The organism is Ruegeria sp. BC8 (assembly GCF_056535705.1).
This window is the reverse complement of sequence record NZ_JBQFIV010000001.1, coordinates 2,436,165-2,455,617: the sequence shown is the minus strand read 5'-3', so window position 1 is coordinate 2,455,617 and position 19,453 is coordinate 2,436,165. Positions and strand designations below refer to the sequence as shown.

18 protein-coding genes are annotated in these 19,453 nt (G+C 63.3%); 6 read left to right on the top strand and 12 right to left on the bottom strand.

The window, feature by feature from the left end; all coding sequences use genetic code 11:
• Positions 1–65: 65 nt before the first annotated feature.
• Positions 66–1,304: a TRAP transporter substrate-binding protein gene (locus ACR3EK_RS12335; protein WP_093962894.1), complete on the bottom strand. Its 1,239-nt coding sequence runs from the start codon at positions 1,302–1,304 to the stop codon at positions 66–68.
• A gap of 108 nt (positions 1,305–1,412) precedes the next feature.
• Between ACR3EK_RS12335 and ACR3EK_RS12330 the strand changes: the two genes are divergently transcribed.
• Positions 1,413–3,008 carry a GMC family oxidoreductase gene (locus tag ACR3EK_RS12330; RefSeq protein WP_480633525.1) on the top strand — a complete coding sequence of 532 codons (1,596 nt, stop codon included), beginning with the start codon at positions 1,413–1,415 and terminating at the stop codon, positions 3,006–3,008.
• 44 nt (positions 3,009–3,052) lie between these two features.
• Here the strand turns inward: ACR3EK_RS12330 and ACR3EK_RS12325 are convergent, their stop codons facing one another.
• On the bottom strand, positions 3,053–4,255 hold the full coding sequence (locus tag ACR3EK_RS12325) for an APC family permease (protein WP_480633524.1): 1,203 nt from the start codon (positions 4,253–4,255) through the stop codon (positions 3,053–3,055).
• Positions 4,256–4,641: 386 nt separating this feature from the next.
• On the opposite strand from ACR3EK_RS12325, the gene ACR3EK_RS12320 reads away from it, so the two are divergent.
• Positions 4,642–6,030, top strand: a complete 1,389-nt coding sequence (locus ACR3EK_RS12320; protein ID WP_480633523.1) for a bifunctional enoyl-CoA hydratase/phosphate acetyltransferase — start codon at positions 4,642–4,644, stop codon at positions 6,028–6,030.
• Positions 6,027–7,274 (top strand): acetate/propionate family kinase, encoded by a 1,248-nt coding sequence (locus tag ACR3EK_RS12315; protein ID WP_480633522.1) that lies wholly within the window; start codon positions 6,027–6,029, stop codon positions 7,272–7,274. The genes ACR3EK_RS12320 and ACR3EK_RS12315 overlap by 4 nt, the downstream gene beginning before the upstream one ends.
• 221 nt (positions 7,275–7,495) lie before the next feature.
• Here the strand turns inward: ACR3EK_RS12315 and gph are convergent, their stop codons facing one another.
• Positions 7,496–8,170 carry a phosphoglycolate phosphatase gene (gene gph / locus ACR3EK_RS12310; protein ID WP_480633521.1) on the bottom strand — a complete coding sequence of 225 codons (675 nt, stop codon included), beginning with the start codon at positions 8,168–8,170 and terminating at the stop codon, positions 7,496–7,498.
• 220 nt (positions 8,171–8,390) lie between these two features.
• Here gph and hemP point away from each other — a divergent pair, with 220 nt between their 5' ends.
• Positions 8,391–8,558 carry a hemin uptake protein HemP gene (gene hemP, locus ACR3EK_RS12305; protein ID WP_005978533.1) on the top strand — a complete coding sequence of 56 codons (168 nt, stop codon included), beginning with the start codon at positions 8,391–8,393 and terminating at the stop codon, positions 8,556–8,558.
• Positions 8,555–9,031 carry a hypothetical protein gene (locus ACR3EK_RS12300; protein ID WP_170337651.1) on the top strand — a complete coding sequence of 159 codons (477 nt, stop codon included), beginning with the start codon at positions 8,555–8,557 and terminating at the stop codon, positions 9,029–9,031. The genes hemP and ACR3EK_RS12300 overlap by 4 nt, the downstream gene beginning before the upstream one ends.
• Positions 9,032–9,074: 43 nt before the next feature.
• Here the strand turns inward: ACR3EK_RS12300 and ACR3EK_RS12295 are convergent, their stop codons facing one another.
• From ACR3EK_RS12295 to ACR3EK_RS12270, 6 genes are all read right to left on the bottom strand, one after another.
• Positions 9,075–12,140, bottom strand: coding sequence for an aminotransferase class III-fold pyridoxal phosphate-dependent enzyme (locus ACR3EK_RS12295; RefSeq protein WP_480633520.1), 3,066 nt, complete (start codon positions 12,138–12,140; stop codon positions 9,075–9,077).
• A gap of 99 nt (positions 12,141–12,239) precedes the next feature.
• Complete coding sequence (locus ACR3EK_RS12290; protein WP_260063491.1) at positions 12,240–13,112, bottom strand: NAD(P)-dependent oxidoreductase; 873 nt, start codon at positions 13,110–13,112, stop codon at positions 12,240–12,242.
• Positions 13,113–13,245: 133 nt separating this feature from the next.
• Positions 13,246–14,004, bottom strand: a complete 759-nt coding sequence (locus ACR3EK_RS12285; RefSeq protein ID WP_480633519.1) for an SDR family NAD(P)-dependent oxidoreductase — start codon at positions 14,002–14,004, stop codon at positions 13,246–13,248.
• Positions 14,001–14,933 (bottom strand): SDR family oxidoreductase, encoded by a 933-nt coding sequence (locus ACR3EK_RS12280; RefSeq protein ID WP_480633518.1) that lies wholly within the window; start codon positions 14,931–14,933, stop codon positions 14,001–14,003. The genes ACR3EK_RS12285 and ACR3EK_RS12280 overlap by 4 nt, the downstream gene beginning before the upstream one ends.
• On the bottom strand, positions 14,930–15,832 hold the full coding sequence (locus tag ACR3EK_RS12275) for a bile acid:sodium symporter family protein (RefSeq protein ID WP_170337661.1): 903 nt from the start codon (positions 15,830–15,832) through the stop codon (positions 14,930–14,932). Before ACR3EK_RS12275 ends, ACR3EK_RS12280 begins: the two co-directional genes overlap by 4 nt.
• The gene (locus tag ACR3EK_RS12270) at positions 15,829–17,145 is read right to left on the bottom strand and encodes a flavin-containing monooxygenase (RefSeq protein ID WP_480633517.1); all 1,317 of its coding nucleotides are present in this window, start codon (positions 17,143–17,145) and stop codon (positions 15,829–15,831) included. Before ACR3EK_RS12270 ends, ACR3EK_RS12275 begins: the two co-directional genes overlap by 4 nt.
• Positions 17,146–17,209: 64 nt before the next feature.
• Here ACR3EK_RS12270 and ACR3EK_RS12265 point away from each other — a divergent pair, with 64 nt between their 5' ends.
• Positions 17,210–17,884, top strand: coding sequence for a TetR/AcrR family transcriptional regulator (locus ACR3EK_RS12265; RefSeq protein ID WP_480633516.1), 675 nt, complete (start codon positions 17,210–17,212; stop codon positions 17,882–17,884).
• Positions 17,885–17,935: 51 nt separating this feature from the next.
• Here ACR3EK_RS12265 and ACR3EK_RS12260 read toward each other — a convergent pair whose 3' ends face one another.
• Genes ACR3EK_RS12260 through ACR3EK_RS12250 form a run of 3 tightly spaced genes read right to left on the bottom strand, consistent with a single transcriptional unit; the run spans position 17,936 to position 19,324 of the window.
• A complete protein-coding gene (locus tag ACR3EK_RS12260) occupies positions 17,936–18,184 on the bottom strand; it encodes a hypothetical protein (protein ID WP_480633515.1) in 249 nt (82 codons plus the stop codon).
• Between the two features lie 47 nt (positions 18,185–18,231).
• Positions 18,232–18,846: a pyridoxamine 5'-phosphate oxidase family protein gene (locus tag ACR3EK_RS12255; RefSeq protein ID WP_480633514.1), complete on the bottom strand. Its 615-nt coding sequence runs from the start codon at positions 18,844–18,846 to the stop codon at positions 18,232–18,234.
• A 13-nt stretch (positions 18,847–18,859) separates the two neighbouring features.
• Positions 18,860–19,324 carry a nuclear transport factor 2 family protein gene (locus ACR3EK_RS12250; RefSeq protein WP_170447033.1) on the bottom strand — a complete coding sequence of 155 codons (465 nt, stop codon included), beginning with the start codon at positions 19,322–19,324 and terminating at the stop codon, positions 18,860–18,862.
• Positions 19,325–19,453: the final 129 nt, after the last annotated feature.

The window sequence follows — 19,453 nt, the reverse complement described above, 5'->3', positions numbered from 1 at the left end:
AACCCCGTCCTCCCAGTCGGTCTTCGGTTGAACCGGCCCACGCGGGGCCGGTTCAAATCAGTTTATCAGGCTTGGCCCATCCACCAACGGCGCGGCTCGACATTTTCCGGCAGGGTGTCTGCCGGGATCTCGCGCGCGATGTCGTAGATCTCCTGATAGGTGTCGATGCCGCCGGCCCACTTGTTCAGGCGCTCGCGCCATTCTGCCCAGGGTTCCGGGTTGAAGTTCGGGGCACACATTTCCTCGGCCAGCTTGATCTGGTCGTCCGGCAGGAAGGCCGCACGCACACCGTTCTCGGCGAAGATCGTGTTGGGCAGCTGCGGATCCGAGAAGCCGACCGTGTTCAGCAGCGCGGCTTCGTTTGCACCCTGGATCAGGGCCTGCGTGAAGTAGGACGATTCCATGACCGCATCCTGCAGCTCGCCGCCCAGGCTGTCGAAGACCTTGGCCGACATCGACGTGTGTTCGGTACCGCAGAAGAACTTGAGGTTGACCGACTGGGAAACGACCGGTGCCATGTTCGCGTAGGCCACCGCCGATGCCCAGGTTTCGGCCCCATCGATCAGACCGGTCTTCAGCGCATCCAGCGTTTCTTCCCAAGCCACCGGAACCGGGTTCAGGTTCAGCAGCTGCATCGCGATCCGACCCAGCTGAGTGCCGGTCACGCGGTTTTTGGTGCCAAACAGCTCTTCCAGTTTGGTGACGGTGGGCTTGTCCGCAAAGGTCGACCCCATCTGCAGCCCGCGCAATTCGCAGTGGGTGAACAGGAACTTCAACCCGTGGCGCTTTTCGAGCGGCTCGCGCAGGATCCGCTGGCTGGCGGGGCTGTAGAAGAAATGATACTGCGCGGCGCGGCTTGGGAACATGTAGGCATAGTCCAACACGTTCAGATAGGGTGCGCCACCGGCCGAGTTCTGGGTCGAGGCCGCGTAAATGTCCACGATTCCCTGCTGGGTTTTCTCGACACAGCTCAGCTGACCGCAGATCTGGTTGTCGCCGATGAACTCAATGCGAATCTCACCGTCCGTGCGCTCTTCGAGGTCGCGGGCGAACTCGATGGCGCCGGCCCGTTCGATGAGAAGGTTGCGCGTGTTGAAACCTGCCGCGCCGAATTTCAGCGTATGCTTGGGCTCTTTCGAGAATCGTTTTTCATACGTGGATTCAGCCGCCTGCGCGAGATTGGCAAGGCTCATGGCCCCACCGAAACCCCCCGCTGCCAGCAGAGTGGAACTCATGCCATAGCGTCCGGCAACGCGGAAAAAGTCCCGCCGTGAAATGCCACTTAACTTTCGTCCGATCTCCATTGCTATCCTCCCGTTTCGCAATTATTGAGACGTTTTGTATCAAAAAATGCTAGCTTAATTCATGCATCTTGCATAGGGTTTTTTTAGCAACTTCGGGAGGAGCCGATCATGGAAGTGGACTATGTGATTGTCGGTGCCGGTTCTGCGGGATGTGTCATCGCCAATCGGCTTAGTGCTGATCCCCAAACCAAAGTTGCATTGATCGAGGCGGGCGGACCGGACACCAACCCGTGGATTCACATCCCGGTCGGCTACTTCAAGACCATGCACAACCCCTCGGTCGATTGGTGTTATCGCACCGAGCCTGACCCGGGATTGAATGGGCGTTCCATTGATTGGCCGCGCGGAAAAGTATTGGGCGGGTCGTCCTCGTTGAACGGGCTTCTCTATGTTCGCGGGCAGAAAGCGGATTACGACCGCTGGCGCCAGATGGGAAACGTCGGGTGGGGCTGGGACGATGTTTTGCCGCTATTCAAACGCAGCGAAGATCAAGAGCGTGGAGAGGATGAGTATCACGGCGTAGGTGGCCCGCTGTCCGTTTCCAATATGCGCATACAGCGCCCGATCTGCGATGCCTGGGTCGCTGCGGCGCAGGCCGCAGGCTATCCGTTCAATCCCGACTACAACGGTGCCAACCAGGAGGGCGTCGGGTATTTTCAGCTTACCACACGCAACGGCCGTCGTTGCAGTGCGGCCGTCGCCTATCTCAAGCCCATCCGCAACCGGCAGAACCTGACGATCATCACGCGCGCGCTGGTGACGCGGGTTGCCATGGACGGCAAGCGCGCAACAGGCGTCGTTTACCGCGATCGGTCGGGCGAAACCAAAACGGTGAAAGCCCGGCGCGAGGTCATCCTGTCCGGGGGGGCAATCAACTCTCCGCAGATCCTGATGCTGTCAGGCATTGGAGACCCCGATCATCTGAAGGCAAACGGAATCGAACCCGTTCACGCCTTGCCGAACGTCGGCAAGGGGCTGCAGGATCACCTGCAGGCGCGCCTGGTATTCAAGTGCAACGAGCCGACCCTGAACGATGAGGTGCGAAGCCTGTTCAACCAGGCCCGCATCGCGCTGAAATACGCGTTGTTCCGGGCCGGTCCCATGACCATGGCGGCCAGTCTGGCAACTGGTTTCATGAAGACCCGTCCCGATGTTCAAACCCCGGACATCCAATTTCACGTCCAGCCCTGGTCGGCGGACAGCCCGGGTGAAGGCGTGCACCCGTTTTCGGCCTTCACGATGTCGGTCTGCCAACTCAGGCCGGAAAGCCGTGGAGAGTTGCGGTTGGATGGACCGGACCCCGCCAGCTATGTCAAAATCATCCCGAATTATCTGTCGACAGAGACCGATTGCCGAACGATCGTCGCCGGCGTCAACATCGCTCGCAATATTGCGCGCCACAATCCGTTGGCCTCAAAGATCTCCGAGGAGTTCCGACCGACGGCGGATCTGTCCTGTGATGACTATGAGGGGACGTTGGACTGGGCGCGTTCGAATTCAGTGTCGATCTATCATCCGACCGGAACCTGCGCGATGGGTACGACCGACGCGGCCGTTGTCGGACCTGATTTGAAGGTAAAAGGGATCGAGGGGTTGCGCGTTGCGGATTGCTCGATCATGCCGGAAATCGTCAGCGGAAACACCAATGCGCCCGCCATCATGATCGGTGAGAAGGCCAGCGATCTGATCGCGGGACGCGGCTGACGCCGTGTTTGGGGGTCGGTTTTTGGCTCGGTAAGGTCAGAGCGTCATTCGACCGGCAATCCGAATACCGCGATTGCTGCGCCAAGAATGCAGAACAAAGCAAACATCAACGCGCGGAGGCGCAGGTTCTGCTGAGACGCCGACCGGGCCGCGATGCCGGCCTGCAGCGCGTAATAGGCTGCAAAGGCGCGCGACGCATAGCTGATGATTTCAAAGACATTCGATGTCCAGGTCAGTATCAACCCGACGCCGACCAGAACGGTATAGGCGGTCCGTTCAGAGACGCGCCCGCCTGAAATCTCGGACAGCAATCCACCGGACCCGCTTGTATCCGCGACGGCGGCGCTGAACTGGGCCGACAGGGCCGCAATAACCAGAAGAACGGGCAGTATCGGGGCGACGACTTGCATCAGGTCAATGATTGCCGTTTCGTCCAGAACCAAGCCGCCCGGTTCGACCGAATAGGTCAACAGGCCGATATAGATCAGGTAAACTGCGCTTGCGATCAACTGGGCCCACCGCATGGAGCGAATTCGCGTTTCCGCATCATAGGCGTGGCCGAGGTAGCGCGAGGTCTCAAATCCCTGCACGGTGACGATCAGCCCGGCCAATAACATGAACGCGTGCGAGCCACGCTCGGCCGGCGGGTCAAAGACAAGTGCATCATGGCTGTATTGCTCGGCAAAATACGTGGCAAGTCCGACAAGCAGCCCGGCGATGATTGCCAGTTTCAGGCCGACTGAAATCTGCTCCAACCGTTCCAGCGCGGAAAACCCCCGGGTGCAGCCGACGAAAAGGATCAGCACAAGTACGCCAGAGGTCACAAGGCGGGCATAGAACGCGTCGTCCACTTGGGTCAGGCTCACGCCAAACGAGCCGAACAGGTTCAGGTAGTAGGCGACCGATATGAAGTAGGCAAAAGCCAGGCTTGCCGACGCGACTCTTTCGGCCCGCTCGATACCGGCGCCGCGGTCGGATCTGTGCGCCATGTCGCGGATGTTGTATCGAATTGCGCTTCCGAACCCCCAGGCCGCGGCGCAGAGGCCCAGCATGGCAAGCGGGGCCAGATCGCCAAAACTGACGTCCAGGATCGGACCAAGAACAAGGAACCCGCTGCCGATGATCGACGCCAACGGGGTGATCGAAGCTCGCCACATCCGGGAATTGGCGACACCCGGCCAAACCAGAATGGCCAAGACCACCACGACCGCGGACAGGATCAGCGTATTCTGCAACTCGGTCGTCAAGGGAAGGGTTCTGCCTCGCTAGTGCTCTTCGGGACGCCGCTGGTGGGGGGCAATCGCTGAAGAGGCGATCATGGTATGTGTACCGGCATCCAAGGTCGCTCAGATTTACCAATCAGCGGTATCCCGTTCAACTCTGGCGCTTGGTTGTGCCGCGTTCCATCGCCTTTTCCGAAGCCAGATGGCCCGCGCGCCCAAAAAACCGGCTGGCTGTCAACGTCTTGTTCCATCTTTCGTGAAAGGTCTTCCTGCACGCCAATATGACGTGACGTGCCGGGGTATGAGTTGGACATTTCGCGTGTAATCCATCAGGTTCCGGGCAACACAGCTCCGGTCGCTCGGCCCTTGCATGGCCGCGTTCGGCGCGCAGCATTCGCAGGTTGAACCAGATGCAGTATCACAACAAACCCTATGATCAGCTCAACATCGGGGACACGGCCGAACTGAAACGTTTGTGCACCGAGGATGATTTTTATGCCTTTGCCGCGAATTCGGGCAATCACAACCCGCTGCACCTGGCCCATGAAGACGGGGACGGAGACGACCGGCCCGAGGCGGTAGCGCCATCGCTGTTCGTGGGCGCGCTGATCTCGGCGGTTCTGGGAAACATCCTTCCCGGGGCCGGGACGCTTTACAAATCGCAACAGTTCGACTTCGTGGGCCGTGCCATGGCCGGGGACGAGCTTTTGGCGCGCGTGGTCGTCACGGAAAAGCGTGCAAACCGCGAGGTGGTCTTGGATACCACCGTCACCCGTTGCAGGGATGACGCGGTCATCGTCAGCGGCAAGGCCGTGGTAATCGCCCCGGACCGCGCGCTGTCGTTCCGTGAAATCGAGGTTCCCGGCCTGATCGTTCAGCGGCACCGTCACTTCGACGCCTTGCTGGAGAAATCCCGGCCGCTGGATCCCATCTCGACCGCCGTCGTCGCGCCGGAGGACCCGAACTCGTTGGGCGGCGCGATCCTGGCTGCGCGGGAAACGATCATTGAGCCGATACTTGTCGGTCGCCCGGACCTGATCGGGCAGGCGGCGCAGGAACTGGGCGAAAAGCTGGATGGTTTCGAGATTGTCGTCGCGGAAGAGCACAGCGAAGCCGCCCGCATCGCCGTCGACCTTGTGGTCGAAGGCCGGGCCGGGGCGCTGATGAAGGGGCATCTGCACACCGATGATCTGCTGAGGGCCGCATTGCGGAAGGATCAGGGATTGCGCGCGGGCCGGCGCTTTACCCATGTTTTTGTCATGGACGTGCCCGGGCAACCACACCCGCTGCTGGTGACCGACGCCGCGATCAATATCGAGCCCGATCTGCAAACCAAGATCGACATCACCCAGAACGCGATTGATCTGGCGATCTCGATCGGGATGGAAACGCCCAAGGTCGGCGTACTGTCGGCGGTCGAGACGGTGAACCCGGCCATTCGGTCCTCGATCGACGCGGCGTTGCTGTCCAAAATGGCTGAACGGGGCCAGATCACAGGAGGCTTGGTCGACGGTCCGCTGGCCATGGACAATGCGGTCAGCATGGCCGCAGCACGGATCAAGGGGATTGTCTCGCCAGTGGCCGGACAGGCAGACATACTTGTGGTTCCGAACCTGGATGCGGGCAACATGCTGGCCAAACAGCTGACATATATCGCCAACGCCGAAGCGGCAGGGGTGGTTCTGGGGGCGAAGGTGCCGATCATCCTGAACAGCCGCGCGGATGACGACAAGGCGCGTTTGGCATCCTGCGCCGTGGCTGCCCTGCACGCCGCCCGCATTGCCGGGGGGCGGTCATGAGCCATGTCATCACGCTGAACGCAGGCTCGTCGTCTCTGAAGTTCGGGCTGTTTTCGTTGCCATCTGATGACCCGGTGGCAATATGCACCGGAATCGTGGACCGCATCGGCGCCGCTGGCGCGACCATCCGCGCCAAAACGTCGGATGGCCGCACGTTGGGCGGTGATGTGGCAGACGGGATTGCCGATCATAACGAGGCCCTGAACCATGTTCTGGACCTGATCGTCCAGCAATTTCCCGCGGCCAATATTGCAGCCGTCGGCCACCGCATCGTTCACGGTGGTCCTGACCACGATCAACCGATCTTGCTGACACCTGAAAGCCTTGCAGCGCTTGACGAACTCTCGCCGTTCGCGCCGTTGCATCAACCTTATAACCTCAGCGGCGTTCGTGCCTCGGTCGAGCGGTTCCCCGATGCGGTGCAGGTTGCCTGTTTCGACACCGCCTTTCATCGCAGTCACCCTTGGGTCAACGATACGTTTGCCTTGCCGACCGAGTATTATGACAAGGGCGTTCGCCGTTATGGGTTTCACGGCCTCAGCTACGAATACATCTCGGGCCATCTGGCCAAGACCGCGCCGCTGCTGCATGGCGGCCGGGTCATCGTGGCGCATCTGGGCAACGGCGCGTCGATGTGCGGTATGATCCACGGCCGCTCGGTCGGGTCCAGCATGGGGTTCTCGGCCATAGACGGTCTGCCTATGGGAACCCGATGCGGCCAGTTGGATCCCGGTGTCGTCCTCTACCTCATGGACCAGAAGGGCATGAGCGTGGATGAGATCACCGAACTTCTGTATCGCAAATCCGGTCTGCTGGGTCTGTCCGGTCTGTCCAGCGACATGCGAACTCTGGAAAAGTCCGACAGCGGCAGCGCGCGCCGGGCCATCAGCTATTTCAATTTCCGTGCGCGGCGTGAACTCGGTGCCCTTGCGGCTGTGCTGGGCGGGCTGGATGCGGTGGTGTTCACGGGTGGGATCGGCGAGAATTCTGCGCTGGTGCGCGAAAGGATTTGCGTCAATATGGGGTGGTTGGGGATTGAACTGGACCATGATGCCAATACGGACCACGCCCGGATTATCTCGACACCGCTGTCCCGGGTTCAGGTCATGGTCATCCCCACCAACGAGGAACTGGTGATCGCCCGTGCGGCTGCTCGCTTCGTCTATCCGCACATGTACGAGACGCTATTGGACAAAGCGAGCCCAGCCTCGCCGCCCCCGGCCGATGGTTCGGGGCCTGAGTGATCAGGCGCTGGACGTCAGCGAAGGATTTTCGGCGAATTTTTCGAAAAAATGGCTCTCTACGGGAAACCCCCAATTTCGGGCATAGGTGGGCTGGGCTATTGTCTGATTAACCAAGGTCAAACTTGGCCTACCACTTTCCCCGAAGAGGGGCTGGCTACCTACCCCCTCAGCCGGCCCCTCAAAAACCCCCAAAAAAGTTGAATCCCTTGACGGCCAAAGCCTTAGAGCCCGGTACCAGATAAGCCCGTGATGCGCATTGCCAGGTCAGGGAGGCGCGCAAAGTCGTCGAAGCTGGCCAAATGGGGAAGTTCCGAGACCGGCGACTTTCGATACCCTTCCGAATACAGAATAAATGGGACTTGGGCAAGTTGGGCGGTTTCTGCGTCCACTTCGCTGTCGCCCACAAAGACCCGCGCGTCGTTTGTGCCCAGTGCCTCGAACGTGGCGGTCAGGTGGGCGGGGTCGGGTTTGCGGGATTTCACTGTATCTCCGCCGATCACCACGTCGAAGAACTGCGCCAGATCCAGAACCTCAAGGATATGCTGCGCGGGCGCTTCCGGTTTGTTGGTGCAGACCCCTAGCGCGATATTTGCAGCCCGCAGTCGTCGCAGAGCGTCTTTGACACCTGGATAAGGCCTGGTGATCGCACTTGATGCCTGGCTGTAATGGTTCAGCGTGACCTGTGTCAGTTCGGAATGGCGCTCAATGCTCAGTCCGCAGTGGAGTATCACGCGCTCAACCAGTTTTGGCAGACCATTGCCGACGAATCCCCGGATCGTTTCTTCGGGCAGGGGCGCATAGCCCTGATCGGCCAGCATCCGGTTCGCTGCTGCCGCAATGTCGGCCAGGCTGTCCACCAGCGTGCCATCCAGATCAAACACGATTGCCGCCGTCATCTCCGCTCCCGTCTCTAAGTGCCGAGACCCGGCCTAACGGGCCTGCCGCAAGGGCGCAATGGTTCGGTGTGCGAATAGCAGGAAACCGGCACTTGACATACCTTAGTATTTTTATCAGATTAAGCATGAAGACACGCAGCCAACCCGGTTCCGGGCCAGCCAGATCCATGAAAGTTGAACGGAAAAGGCGCTTTGCCTGAACACAACCGGAGATGACCCGATGAACGCGCAGAACCCGAATCCGACCCAAGCCTATGCCGTTTCGATGCTGCCGGCCCACAAGGCCGAGGACCTGACGCAGGGCGGCAACCTGGCCCATATCGAACTGGGCGACCAGCTGTATACCCTGCGCATCACCCGCGCGGGTAAATTGATCCTGACAAAATGAGCGGCGCATCGACCCGGGGCGGCGCCCCGGTCGGACGGCTGGCCGATCTGACCCCGATCGAGGCTGGCGCCGTCATGTACCTGCGGATGTGGAGTGACGGGGCCGCCGGCCGTGCCGACGCCGCACATGACTTCGACATCGCGCTGGGCGCCGATCATGGGCAGCTGGCCATGCTGGCGCTGGATCGTCTGTGCAGCCTGTGCGCCCATCACGCCCGCCGCCCCTTGATCCGGCACGGGCTGGGCTGCGCCTGTCTGGGCGCGGACGAAAGCTGTTTCGCGCAGATGATCGCTGCGGCCTCGGAAGGGGCGCGCGAGGATGCGATGATGCTGGCCGCCTTGATCGTACGCCCCGATTTCGCGCCCGCGCTGGCGTCACTGTCCGAAGAGTTCGGGCTGGCCCTGCGGCGCATGACCTCCGCCGTTCCACTGCCGACCACCGGCCATCAGACCCCCTCGGCCGTGCTGCACTGACAGCGCGGTTCAGTGCCCCGGCCGAATTCGGCCGGGGCGTTTCTCAGCAGCAGCCGCACCCGTCATGGTGATGGCTGTGGTCGCACACCGGGGCAGGGGCATAGTCGCCCACCTCGGCCAACACAGACCGCAGCGCCCACAGGATCATGTCCACATCTTCGGCCTCGATGGTCAAAGGCGGGCGGATCTTCAGGATGTTGTCCTTCGGCCCCTCGCTGCCGATCAGGATGCGGTGGTCCCGCATCCGGTTCTTGACGTACCGGCAGATCTCGGTGCCTTCCGAGCCGTCGGGGTTGATCAGTTCGACCCCAAGAAACAGGCCCATCCCCCGCACGTCGCCCACGCAGGCGAACTCGGCTTCGATCGCGCGCAGACCATCCATCAGCCGTGCGCCCATCACGCGGGCATTCTCCTGCAGGCCCTCGTCATCGACGATGTCCAGCACCTCTTTGCCGATCCGGCAGGACAGGGTCGAGCCGCCGAAGGTCGAGAAGAACTCGATCCCGTTGTCGAAACTGTCGGCGATATCGCGCGTGGTGACCAGCACGCCCAGGGGGTGGCCGTTGCCGATGGGTTTGCCCAGAACCACGATATCAGGGGACGCGCCCTGATGTTCGAAGCCGAAATAGTACTCGCCCAGCCGGCCCAGGCCCGTCTGCACCTCGTCGGCGATGCAGACGCCGCCGGCGGCGCGGATCTTTTCGTAAACCGCTGGCAGATAGCCTTTTGGCGGGATGATCTGACCCCCGACCGAGGGGAAGGTCTCGGCGATGAATCCGGCCACCCCATGCCCCTTGCGCTGCAGGGCTGCAATCGCGTCGTCGACCAGGTCGGCATATTTCTGCGCGCGGTCGGGGTCGTCACGTTTGAACCGGCCGCGATAATCGTCGGCCACCTCGACCAGTTCCACCCAATCGGCCTGGCCCACGCCGCCGGGCTTGTTGAATTTGTAAGCCGAAATGGCCACCGCCGCATTGGTGTTGCCGTGATAGCCGTGATCGGGCGTCACCATGCCCTTGGCCCCGCTATGCGCCCGCGCCAGGCGCAGGGCCAGCTCGTTGGCCTCGGTGCCCGAGTTGACGAAGAAGCACACCTGCAGGTGTTCGGGCAGCTTCGACAGCAACTTGTCGGCAAACTCCACCTGCGCGGGATGCAGATAGCGGGTGTTCGAGTTCATCCGCTTCAACTGATCCGCCGCCACCGCCTGAATGCGCGGATGCGCGTGCCCCACATGCGGCACGTTGTTGTAGGCGTCCAGATAGGGCCGCCCCCATTCGTCGAACAGGTGATGTTTCCACCCACGCACCAGCATTACCGGGTCGTCATAGGTCAGGCTCAGGTTGCCGCCAAAATGCGCCCGCCGTTTGTTCAGGATTTCGGCCTTGTCGCTCGGGCGATAGAAGACCTTCTCGTCGGGCAGGTTCAGCAGGGCCGCCGGGTTCGGGCAGACCGCGTGCCACAGGTCCAGCTCGTCCGGGTCGGCGACGCCCGGCCAGTCGGCCTGCATGCCGTCCGTGGTCAGGGCCAGCTGGAAATGCACATGCGGCGCCCAGCCGCCGTTCTGGTCGGCATCGCCCAGCCGGGCGAATGCCGCCCCCTGCGCCACAGGGTCTCCGGGTTTCAACCGGTCACAGACCTCGGGGTCCAGATGCCCGTACAGCGTATAGAACGCGTCACCCTCAGGGGTTTCGTGATGCAGGATCACCACGCCGCCATAGTCCAGATGGTTCGCCCGGTTCTCGACCGCCTCGACCCGCCCGCTCAGCGGCGCCAGCAAAGGCGTCCCCGCCGGCGCGAACACATCCACCGCCAGGTGCACCGTGCGCCGGTCCGACGCCTTCCACGGACCCTTGCGGAACGTCGGCTCTGCATAGATCAGGCGCGGTTCGTTGTAGTAGCCCAGCCACAACCCGTCCCCGAACTCCGCGCCAACCCGCGCGGCCTCGTCCAGCGGCATGTGGAACGGGTTCTGCGGCCAGGTCGAGTTTTCGACCGACAGCGAACCCATCGGAACGTCCGACAGGTCCTGTCCCAACAACTGCGCAAACTGCCCGCGATGTTCTGACAGGTACGCGTGAATGCGCTCGGCTCCGTCGGTGACGGGCAGCCCGCAGGCCGCCCGCAGCCGCGCGGGCATCAGCTCGCCATTGACCGAACCATCTTCGAGGAACCGCCAGGCCGGTGCCTGGCTGATGGTCACATACGGATCGTCGGGGTTTTCGGCGGCCATCAGCGTGGAGTTGACGACGGACACCGCCAGCCGCATCCGCAGCAGAGGCCAGATCAAATCCACTTCCTGCGGGCGCAGCCGGTTTACAGCGTGATAGCCCCGCACCAGCGCGGCCAGTGCCTGTTCGGGGCGGGGGTGATCCAGCACCACATATGCCCCGGCGATCGCCAGTTCGCACACCCGCGGTGCGGCGCACATGTCGCCCAGGTCGATCAGGCCCGAAACCTGCCGGCGCTCCGACAGCTCACCTTCGACGAGGATGTTGTAGTCATTCACGTCATTGTGGATGGCTTGCCGGGGCAGCTCGGCCAGCGTGTCCGAGACGGCATCGAACTGCGCACAAATCTCGCGCAGAAGGGCCGCGCGATCGGGGACGGCAACCGCATCCAGCTTGTCAGCGATCCAGCCGGCCTGGGTCAGGTCCCATTTGAAATCCGGCCGCTCCAGGCCGGGATGCGAAAACCGCTCCAGCGCCCGATCGGTTGCTCCCAAGACCCGGCCCAGTTTCAGGATCAGGTCCTCGGATTTCGGCGCCGCCTTGGCATAGCACCGGCCCGGCAGCCGCTCCAACAGCCACGCCAGCCGCGGCCGCCCCGCGTCGTCGTCGATCTGCGGCAGCAAACCGCCGTCCAGCCCGGGGATCACCTTGGGAAACGGCAGCCCGGGGGCCTCGGCCGCGATATGCTCCAACGCCTTGATCTGCAGATCCACCAACTGCGAGTCACACCCGGCCCGCATGACCTTCAGAACATAATCCTGCCCATTGGTGGCTTGCACCAGGAAATTCAGGTCATACTCGCCATCCAGCCGCGAGAGCCGGGCGTCCAGCCCCCAGACCCGCCGCAACGCGGCCGCCCAAAAATCACTGACATCATTCATTCGAACTTCCGCCCCGCGCGCGCCGGAGCCCTCTTCATCTGGCCAAAAAATTCTCGGGGAATCGCGTCTTGGCGCGATGGGGGCAGACGGCCCCCCGTTTTATCCCAATGCCCGCAGGCGTTTGATCAGTGACGAGGTGTCCCAGCGGGCGCCGCCCATCTTCTGTACATCCTTGTAGAACTGATCGACCAGCGCGGTCACCGGCAGTGATGCCCCGGTCTCGTCCGCCGTGTCCAGGCAGATGCCAAGGTCCTTGCGCATCCAGTCCACAGCAAAGCCGTGGTCGAAATGGTCATCCAGCATGGTCTCGTAACGGTTCGACATCTGCCAGCTTCCGGCGGCCCCCTGGCTGATTACCTCGACCACCGCGCGCCCGTCCAGCCCGGCCTTCTCGGCGAAATGCAGCGCTTCGCTCAGGCCCTGCACCAGCCCTGCGATGGCGATCTGATTGCACATCTTGGTCATCTGGCCCGCGCCGCTGTCTCCAATGCGGCGGCAGATCTTGGCATAAACCTGCATCACCGGCTCGGCCCGGTCATAGGCAGCCTGATCGCCGCCGCACATGATCGACAGAACCCCGTTCTCGGCCCCGGCCTGACCGCCCGAGATCGGCGCATCGACAAAAGAGATCCCGCGCGCCTTTGCCGCCGCATACAGCTCGCGCGTGACCTTGGCCGAAACGGTGGTGTGGTCAACGAAAACCGAGCCTTCCGCCATGCCGCCGAACGCGCCATCCTCGCCGGTGCAGACCATGCGCAGATCGTCGTCGTTGCCGACGCAGGCCATCACGAACTCGGCCCCCTCGGCGGCACCGCGCGGCGTGGTCGCCATCTGGCCACCATGCTGCGACACCCATTTCTCCGCCTTGGCCGCGGTGCGGTTGTAGACGGTCACCTCATGCCCGGCCGCCTGCAGATGCCCGGCCATCGGATAGCCCATGACGCCCAGGCCAAGGAATGCAACTTTCGCCATTTTCGAGATCCTCCCTGTGACCGGTCCGGGACATGAAACGCCCACTGGCCGGAATGCTTGCCAGAGACAAAGCAAAGCCGCGGCCAAAGGGCAACCCCGCACCGGGAAACGGGCCGCAAATAATGGCCGCGCGTCACGCGCCGCTGATATTGCGCTCCATCAGGCGCTGGTACAGGCCTGGGGCCAGCCGGTTCAGCCACCAGGCCAGCCGCGCCACCCGGCCCACCGGGATGACGGGCCGCCCGCGATCCAGCCCTTGCAGGATCACGCGGGCGGCCGCCTCGGGGGTCATCTCGTCCATGCCGTCGCTGGCCGATCCGGGGCGTGCGGTGCCGTCGGGCTGCCGCTCGGCCTGGCCCGGGTTGGTCGCCACGAATGAGGGCGCCGCGATATGCACCCGCACGCCATGGGGCCGTTCTTCGGACCGCAGTGATTTGAAGAAACCTTCCAGCGCGTGTTTCGAGGCCGCATAGGCCGTGCGGTGATACAGCGGCGCAAACCCCGCCACCGACGAGATCGCCAGATGAGCCCCACGCGACTGGCGCAGCGCGGGCAGAAAGGCGCGGGCCATCGAGACGGCCGCGAAATAGTTGATCTCGAACACCTTGCGGTGGCTGGTGTCGTCGGACTGATCGAACCCGCAGATCTGGGTGATCCCGGCGTTGTAAATGACCAGATCGATGCTGCCGCAATGCGCAAGCGTATCGTCCACGGCCCGCGCCAGTTGCGCCGGATCGGTCAGATCACAGGCAATCGCCATCTGCGTGGCGCTGTCCTGCACCCCATCCACCTTCAGATCCAGCAGGACCACGCGCCATCCACGCTCTTGCAGCGCGGCCGAGAGCGCCTGACCCAGCCCGCCGGCCCCGCCCGAGATCACTGCGGTTTTCATAGGCCCACACTCCTTTTCCAAAGGTCGAACACCTCGGCGCTGGCCTTCTGCGGAATATAGCCGAACACGGTTTTCAGCGCGGTATTGTCAAGAACCGGTCGGTATTGCAGGAACCGCACCTGTTCGGGCCCGTAGCGCGACAGGCGCAAGGGTCGGGCCACGGCCAGCGCCGCCTTGAGCGCCCAGGCCGGCAGGCGCAGCACGGGTTTGTCCAACGCGCGGGCCAGATCGTCGACGCTCAGCGCGCCGTCTCCGGCGACGTTGTACACTCCCGGCGGCCCGTCGGTGGCCGCGCGTTTCAGGATGTGGGCCAGATCGCGGGTCCAGATGAACACGAAGGGGCTGTCGCTGCCCGCCACCGCCAGCAGGCGGGGCTTGCGGAACAGGGCGGTGATCTGGTTGTCGGTGCCGTCGCCCAGCACCGTGCCCACCCGAAGCACCACCTGTTCCAGCTGCGGCGCGGCCGTTCGGGCCTCGGCCAGCAATTCCTCGACCTGCCGCTTGTGGTCGGAATAGGGAAACTCGGGGTTGCCGCGCACCGGATCGGTTTCGCGCAGCGGCACCGGGTTGTCCGCGTGATAGCCATAGGCCGCTCCCGACGAGGTGACGACCAGCCGCCGTACGCCATGGGTCAGCGCGGCGTCGACCACCTTGCGCGTGCCGCCCACATCCACCGCATGGGCTGCGGCCCGTGACATGCCCGGTGGCGGCGTGACGATCGAGGCCAGATGCACGATCACCTCGGGCTTCACCTTGGCAATAACCCGGGCGGGGTCGCCCGTGGTGACATCCATGCGCAGAAACGGAACCTCGTCCGGCAGCGTGTCCGGGCGGCGCAGGTCGGTGGCAAACACCTCATGGTCGCTCAGCTCGTCCAGCAGGGCGCGGCCGACCAAACCCGCAGCGCCGGTGATCAGGATGCGGGTCATCGGGCGGCCTCGGTCCGGGCCATCAGCTGCGCCAGCGCCAGCCCCGAGATGGCATGCCAGATCCCCCAGAAGGCGGCCACCACGGCCATGCCGCCCAAGCCGTTGAAAAAGGCGAAGATCAGCACCAGTCCAAGGCCCGAATTCTGGATGCCGGTCTCGATCGTGATTGCACGCCGGTCAAAGGGGGACAGCCGGGTCAGAGTGGCCACAACCCAACCGCCCCCCAGTGCCAGTGCGTTGTGAGCGATCACAAGCCCGGCGACCGCCCCGGCGTAGCCCAGGAAGAAACTCCAGTTGGCCGCCAGGGCGAGCACGATGAAAGCCACGAAAATGGCCATGGACAGGATCTGCAGCGGCCCGCGCAGCCGCGCCGTCAGGGCGGGGCGCTTCTGGTTCAGGGTCACGCCCAGAACCAGCGGCAGGATCAGCATCAGCCCGACGATGATGGCGATCTGCACGGGGTCGATCTGGGTCTGCTGCAGAATGGCGCGGGTCGGCGGATACAGCCCGCCCCACAGCGCGATGTTGAACGGGGTCATCACGATGGCCCCGATGGTGGCGAAGGCGGTCATCGACACCGAAAGCGCCGCGTTTCCGCCCGCCCGATGGGTGATGAAATTCGAGATGTTGCCCCCCGGGCAGGCCGCGACCAGGATCAGCCCCAAGGCGATCGACGGGCGCGGCTCGGTCAGCCAGACCAGCAGGAAGGTCAGCGCCGGCAGCACCAGGAATTGCGAGGCTAGTCCCACCACCACTGGCTTGGGCGCGCGCCGCAGCCGGTCGAAGTCGCGTGGCGACAGGTCGATGGCGATCGAGAACATCACGATCGCCAGAATCGCGTTCAGCAGGGTCAGCGAGCCGGGGCTGAAATTCAGCGTGATCTCGTCGATGCCGGTCATGCGCGGGCTTTCCGGAACCGCGCTATCCAATCCGTCACCGCCTTGCGATAGGTCGCCTTGTCGACGTAATAGGCCATGCGGGGCAGGTTCAGGTACTGCATGCCTCCGGTGGCGCGCTGATAGTCTTCTTGTTTTTCCGCCTTCAGCGCCGCGGCCACGGGGCAGCCGGACTGAAGACCCTTGATATAGCGCGCCACCATTTCGGCCTGCTCGTGGCGACCTTGCCAGCCCAGCCCGGTGGCCTCGATCATGCCCAGCACGAACAGGTCGTCACGTTCGGGATGCATGGCGTTCAGGTACAGATGCGGCGCGTCGCCCTGCCAGTTCAGCAGGTTGGGGTCGATGAACGGGTAATGCAGCTTGTACCCGGTCGCGGCCAGGATCATGTCATAGTCGCTGGCGCTGCCGTCCTTGAAGTGAACGGTGCGGCCCTCGATCCGGTCGATATCGGGGCGAATGCGCAGGTCGCCGTGGCCTGCGTGGTACAGGACCAGCGAATTCACCACCGGGTGGCTTTCGTACAGTTTGTAGTCAGGCTTGGGAAAGCCGTATTTCTGCGGGTCGCCCACGAACCAGCGCAGGATCATCCCGTCGATCCGGCGCTTTAGCCACATCGGCAGGCGGATCATCCCGCCCAGCGTGTCGGCGGGTTTGCCAAAGACGTATTTCGGCACGAAATAGTATCCGCGCCGCATCGACAGGTCGCACCGCGCGGCGTGATGGATGGCGTCCACCGCAATGTCGCACCCGGAATTGCCCGCGCCCACGACCAGCACCCGCTTGCCGTCGAACTGGCTGGGATAGCGGTACTGCGAGGCGTGGATCAACTCGCCGTCGAACTTGCCGGGAAAATCGGGCATGTTGGGCTCCGACAGGGTACCGTTCGCGATCAGCACCCCGGCAAACTCACCGCTATGCGTTCCCTGGTCGTCCCGCCAGGTCAGCCGCCAACCATCGCCCGGCGCACCCAGCGGCGACGCGTCGATCACCTCGGCATTGAACCTGTAGTGATCGCGCAGTCCGAAATGATCGGCAAAGGCCCGAAAATAGTCGCGCATCTGCCGGTGCGACGGGTATTCGGCCACGTCGTCGCCCATCGGAAAATCGGCAAATTCGGTCATCGTCTTGGACGAGATCAGATGCGCGGATTCGTACATGGTCGACCGTGGCGCATCGATATCCCACAGCCCGCCCACATCGGAATGCAGCTCGAATCCCTGGAACGGGATGCCCTGTTCCTTCAGCACCTTGGCCGCCGCCAGCCCCATCGGACCTGCGCCGATCAAGGCATATGCCTTGCGCGCCTGTGTCATGAACCCTCCCCTGCTCGTGGCGCTTAACTTGAACGATCGTCCAAAATAAGGCAAGATGAAAAACATGAGCGCGAAATACATTGAAAAACAAAGGCAAAGGGCGCCATCGGCCCGGTCGCTGGAAACCAAGGCGCGGATTCTGGACGCGGCCGAGGCGCTGTTTGCCGAGCGGGGATTCGAGGGCGCCTCGATCCGCGACATCGCCGCGCGGGCCGGGGTGCAGGTGGGTCTGGTCCACCATCATGGCGGCGGCAAGGAAGAGCTGTTCTTCCAGACCGTCGCACGCCGCGCCGACGAGCTTGCCCGGATCCGGATGCAGGCGCTGGAGGATCAACGTGCGCAAGGCCCTCTGACCCTGCGAGGTATTTTGGACTGTTTCATCCGCCCCTATGTCAGTCTTGCCGAATCCGGCGGCCCGGGCTGGATGGCCTACGGGCGGCTGGTGGCGCATGTGTCGGTCGATCCGCGCTGGCGCCATATTGCCGCCGAGTGTTTCGACCCCACCGCCCAGTTCTTCATCCGTGAGATCGCCGCTCTGTATCCGCAGGCCGACCCGGCGCTGTTGGCCACGGGCCAGGTCTATTCGGTTTCGGCGATGCTGGCGCATCTCAACAGCGCCTGGCGGGTGCAGGCGCTGTCACAGGGCGGCGATCTGTCCGGGATCGACCAATTGGTCGAATTCTGCGCCGCGGGGATCGAGGCAATGGTGCACTCGGGCCGCGCTCGGCTCAGTCGATAGCGCGGGCGGTGCCCGAGACGCGCGGAGATTCAAGATTTCGGTCCTCAATTGTCAGTTTGTCGGCAGCTTGGGTGAAGACTCGGGCTTTGGTTGCGCCTTGGATTCTGTGTAGGGGGTGAGCACGGGATAAGCGCTCTGCATCGCTTCGATGGTCTGTGCCCGGAACTGGGTCTGAAACGGGTCGGGATCGGCGGCGCGCACGGCCTCGGGCGAGAGGTAGAAGCCGACGGTCACGACCGAAACGGCAAAGACCGATCCGGCGGTCAGGGTGGCGAGGGTGTTGGTAATCGCGCGTAGCATGGCATTGATACTCCTGTTGCTGACGGGTTCGGGGTCTTGGGGGTGGCTCAGGCCTTTCGGGCCACGGCCTGCTTCAGTTGGTCGTTCTCGGCCTGCAGCTGGGCCAATTGGCGGCCAAGCGCGTTCAGATGCGGGCGCAGCTCGGCCTCGGTGAAGCGAGGGGTGATGTGGCGCGGGCAGTTCCAGTCCAGCGCCGCGACATGGATGATCGCCGCGCGTTCGGCCTCGGCCGCGTCAGGGAAAAGGTCGCGCGCGGCCTCGGCCCCTTCGCGAAAGTCCACACGGCCCAGGATCTTGAGCCTGCGCTGGTTGGCATAGTCCATAAGCATCAGCGCGATCCGGTCATTGCCGTCCAGATTCCCGCGCGAGATATACTGTTTGTTGCCCGTGAAATCGGCATAGCCGATGGTCCGGTCGTCCAGCACCTTCAGAAACCCCGCCGGGCCGCCGCGATACTGGACATAGGGCCATCCGGTCTCGGACACGGTGGATTGATAGAACCCGTCGCGCGCCTCGATGAAGGCCTGCTCGGTGGGGCCGATCAGGTGACCCTGCTGCGGGCCGCCGTCGATGAACTTGGCGTAGGAGGCGGCGGACCCCATCCGCTCTTGATGGGCGCGGACGGCGGGAGTGAAGGTCAGTTCGGAAAAGGCGCGGGGCATGGGGTGCCTCCTTTCACAGGTTCAGATCGGACAGGCCGGGATGGTCGGCGGGCCGTGGCCCCAAGGGCCAGTGAAACAGGCGCTGGGCGTCGGTGATCGGCAGATCGTTCAAGGACGTATGTCGCTGGGCCATCCGGCCATCGGCGGCGAACTCCCAGTTCTCGTTACCGTAGGAGCGGAACCACTGGCCGCTGTCGTCATGCCACTCATAGGCATAGCGCACCGCGATGCGGTTCCCGTCACAGGCCCACAGCTCCTTGATCAGGCGATAGTCCAGTTCCGTGCGCCATTTGCGGGTCAGAAAGGCGTGGATCTGGGCGTGGCCGGTCAGGAACTCGGACCGGTTCCGCCACTGGCTGTCCGGGGTATAGGCCGGGGTCACGACGTCGGGGTTGCGGCTGTTCCAGGCGTCTTCGGCCTTGCGGACCTTTTCGATGGCGGTCTGCGTCGTGAACGGGGGCAGGGGAGGGCGCGGCATGGTCAGGGCCTTCAGGCGAGGGTGGCGGCCAGTAGGGCCACGGTCAGAAGGAAGGGAACATAGCTTGCGGGAAATGGGCTGGCGCGGCGTCGCATCGGTCAAATCCTTTGGGTGTACAGATCAGTAAAC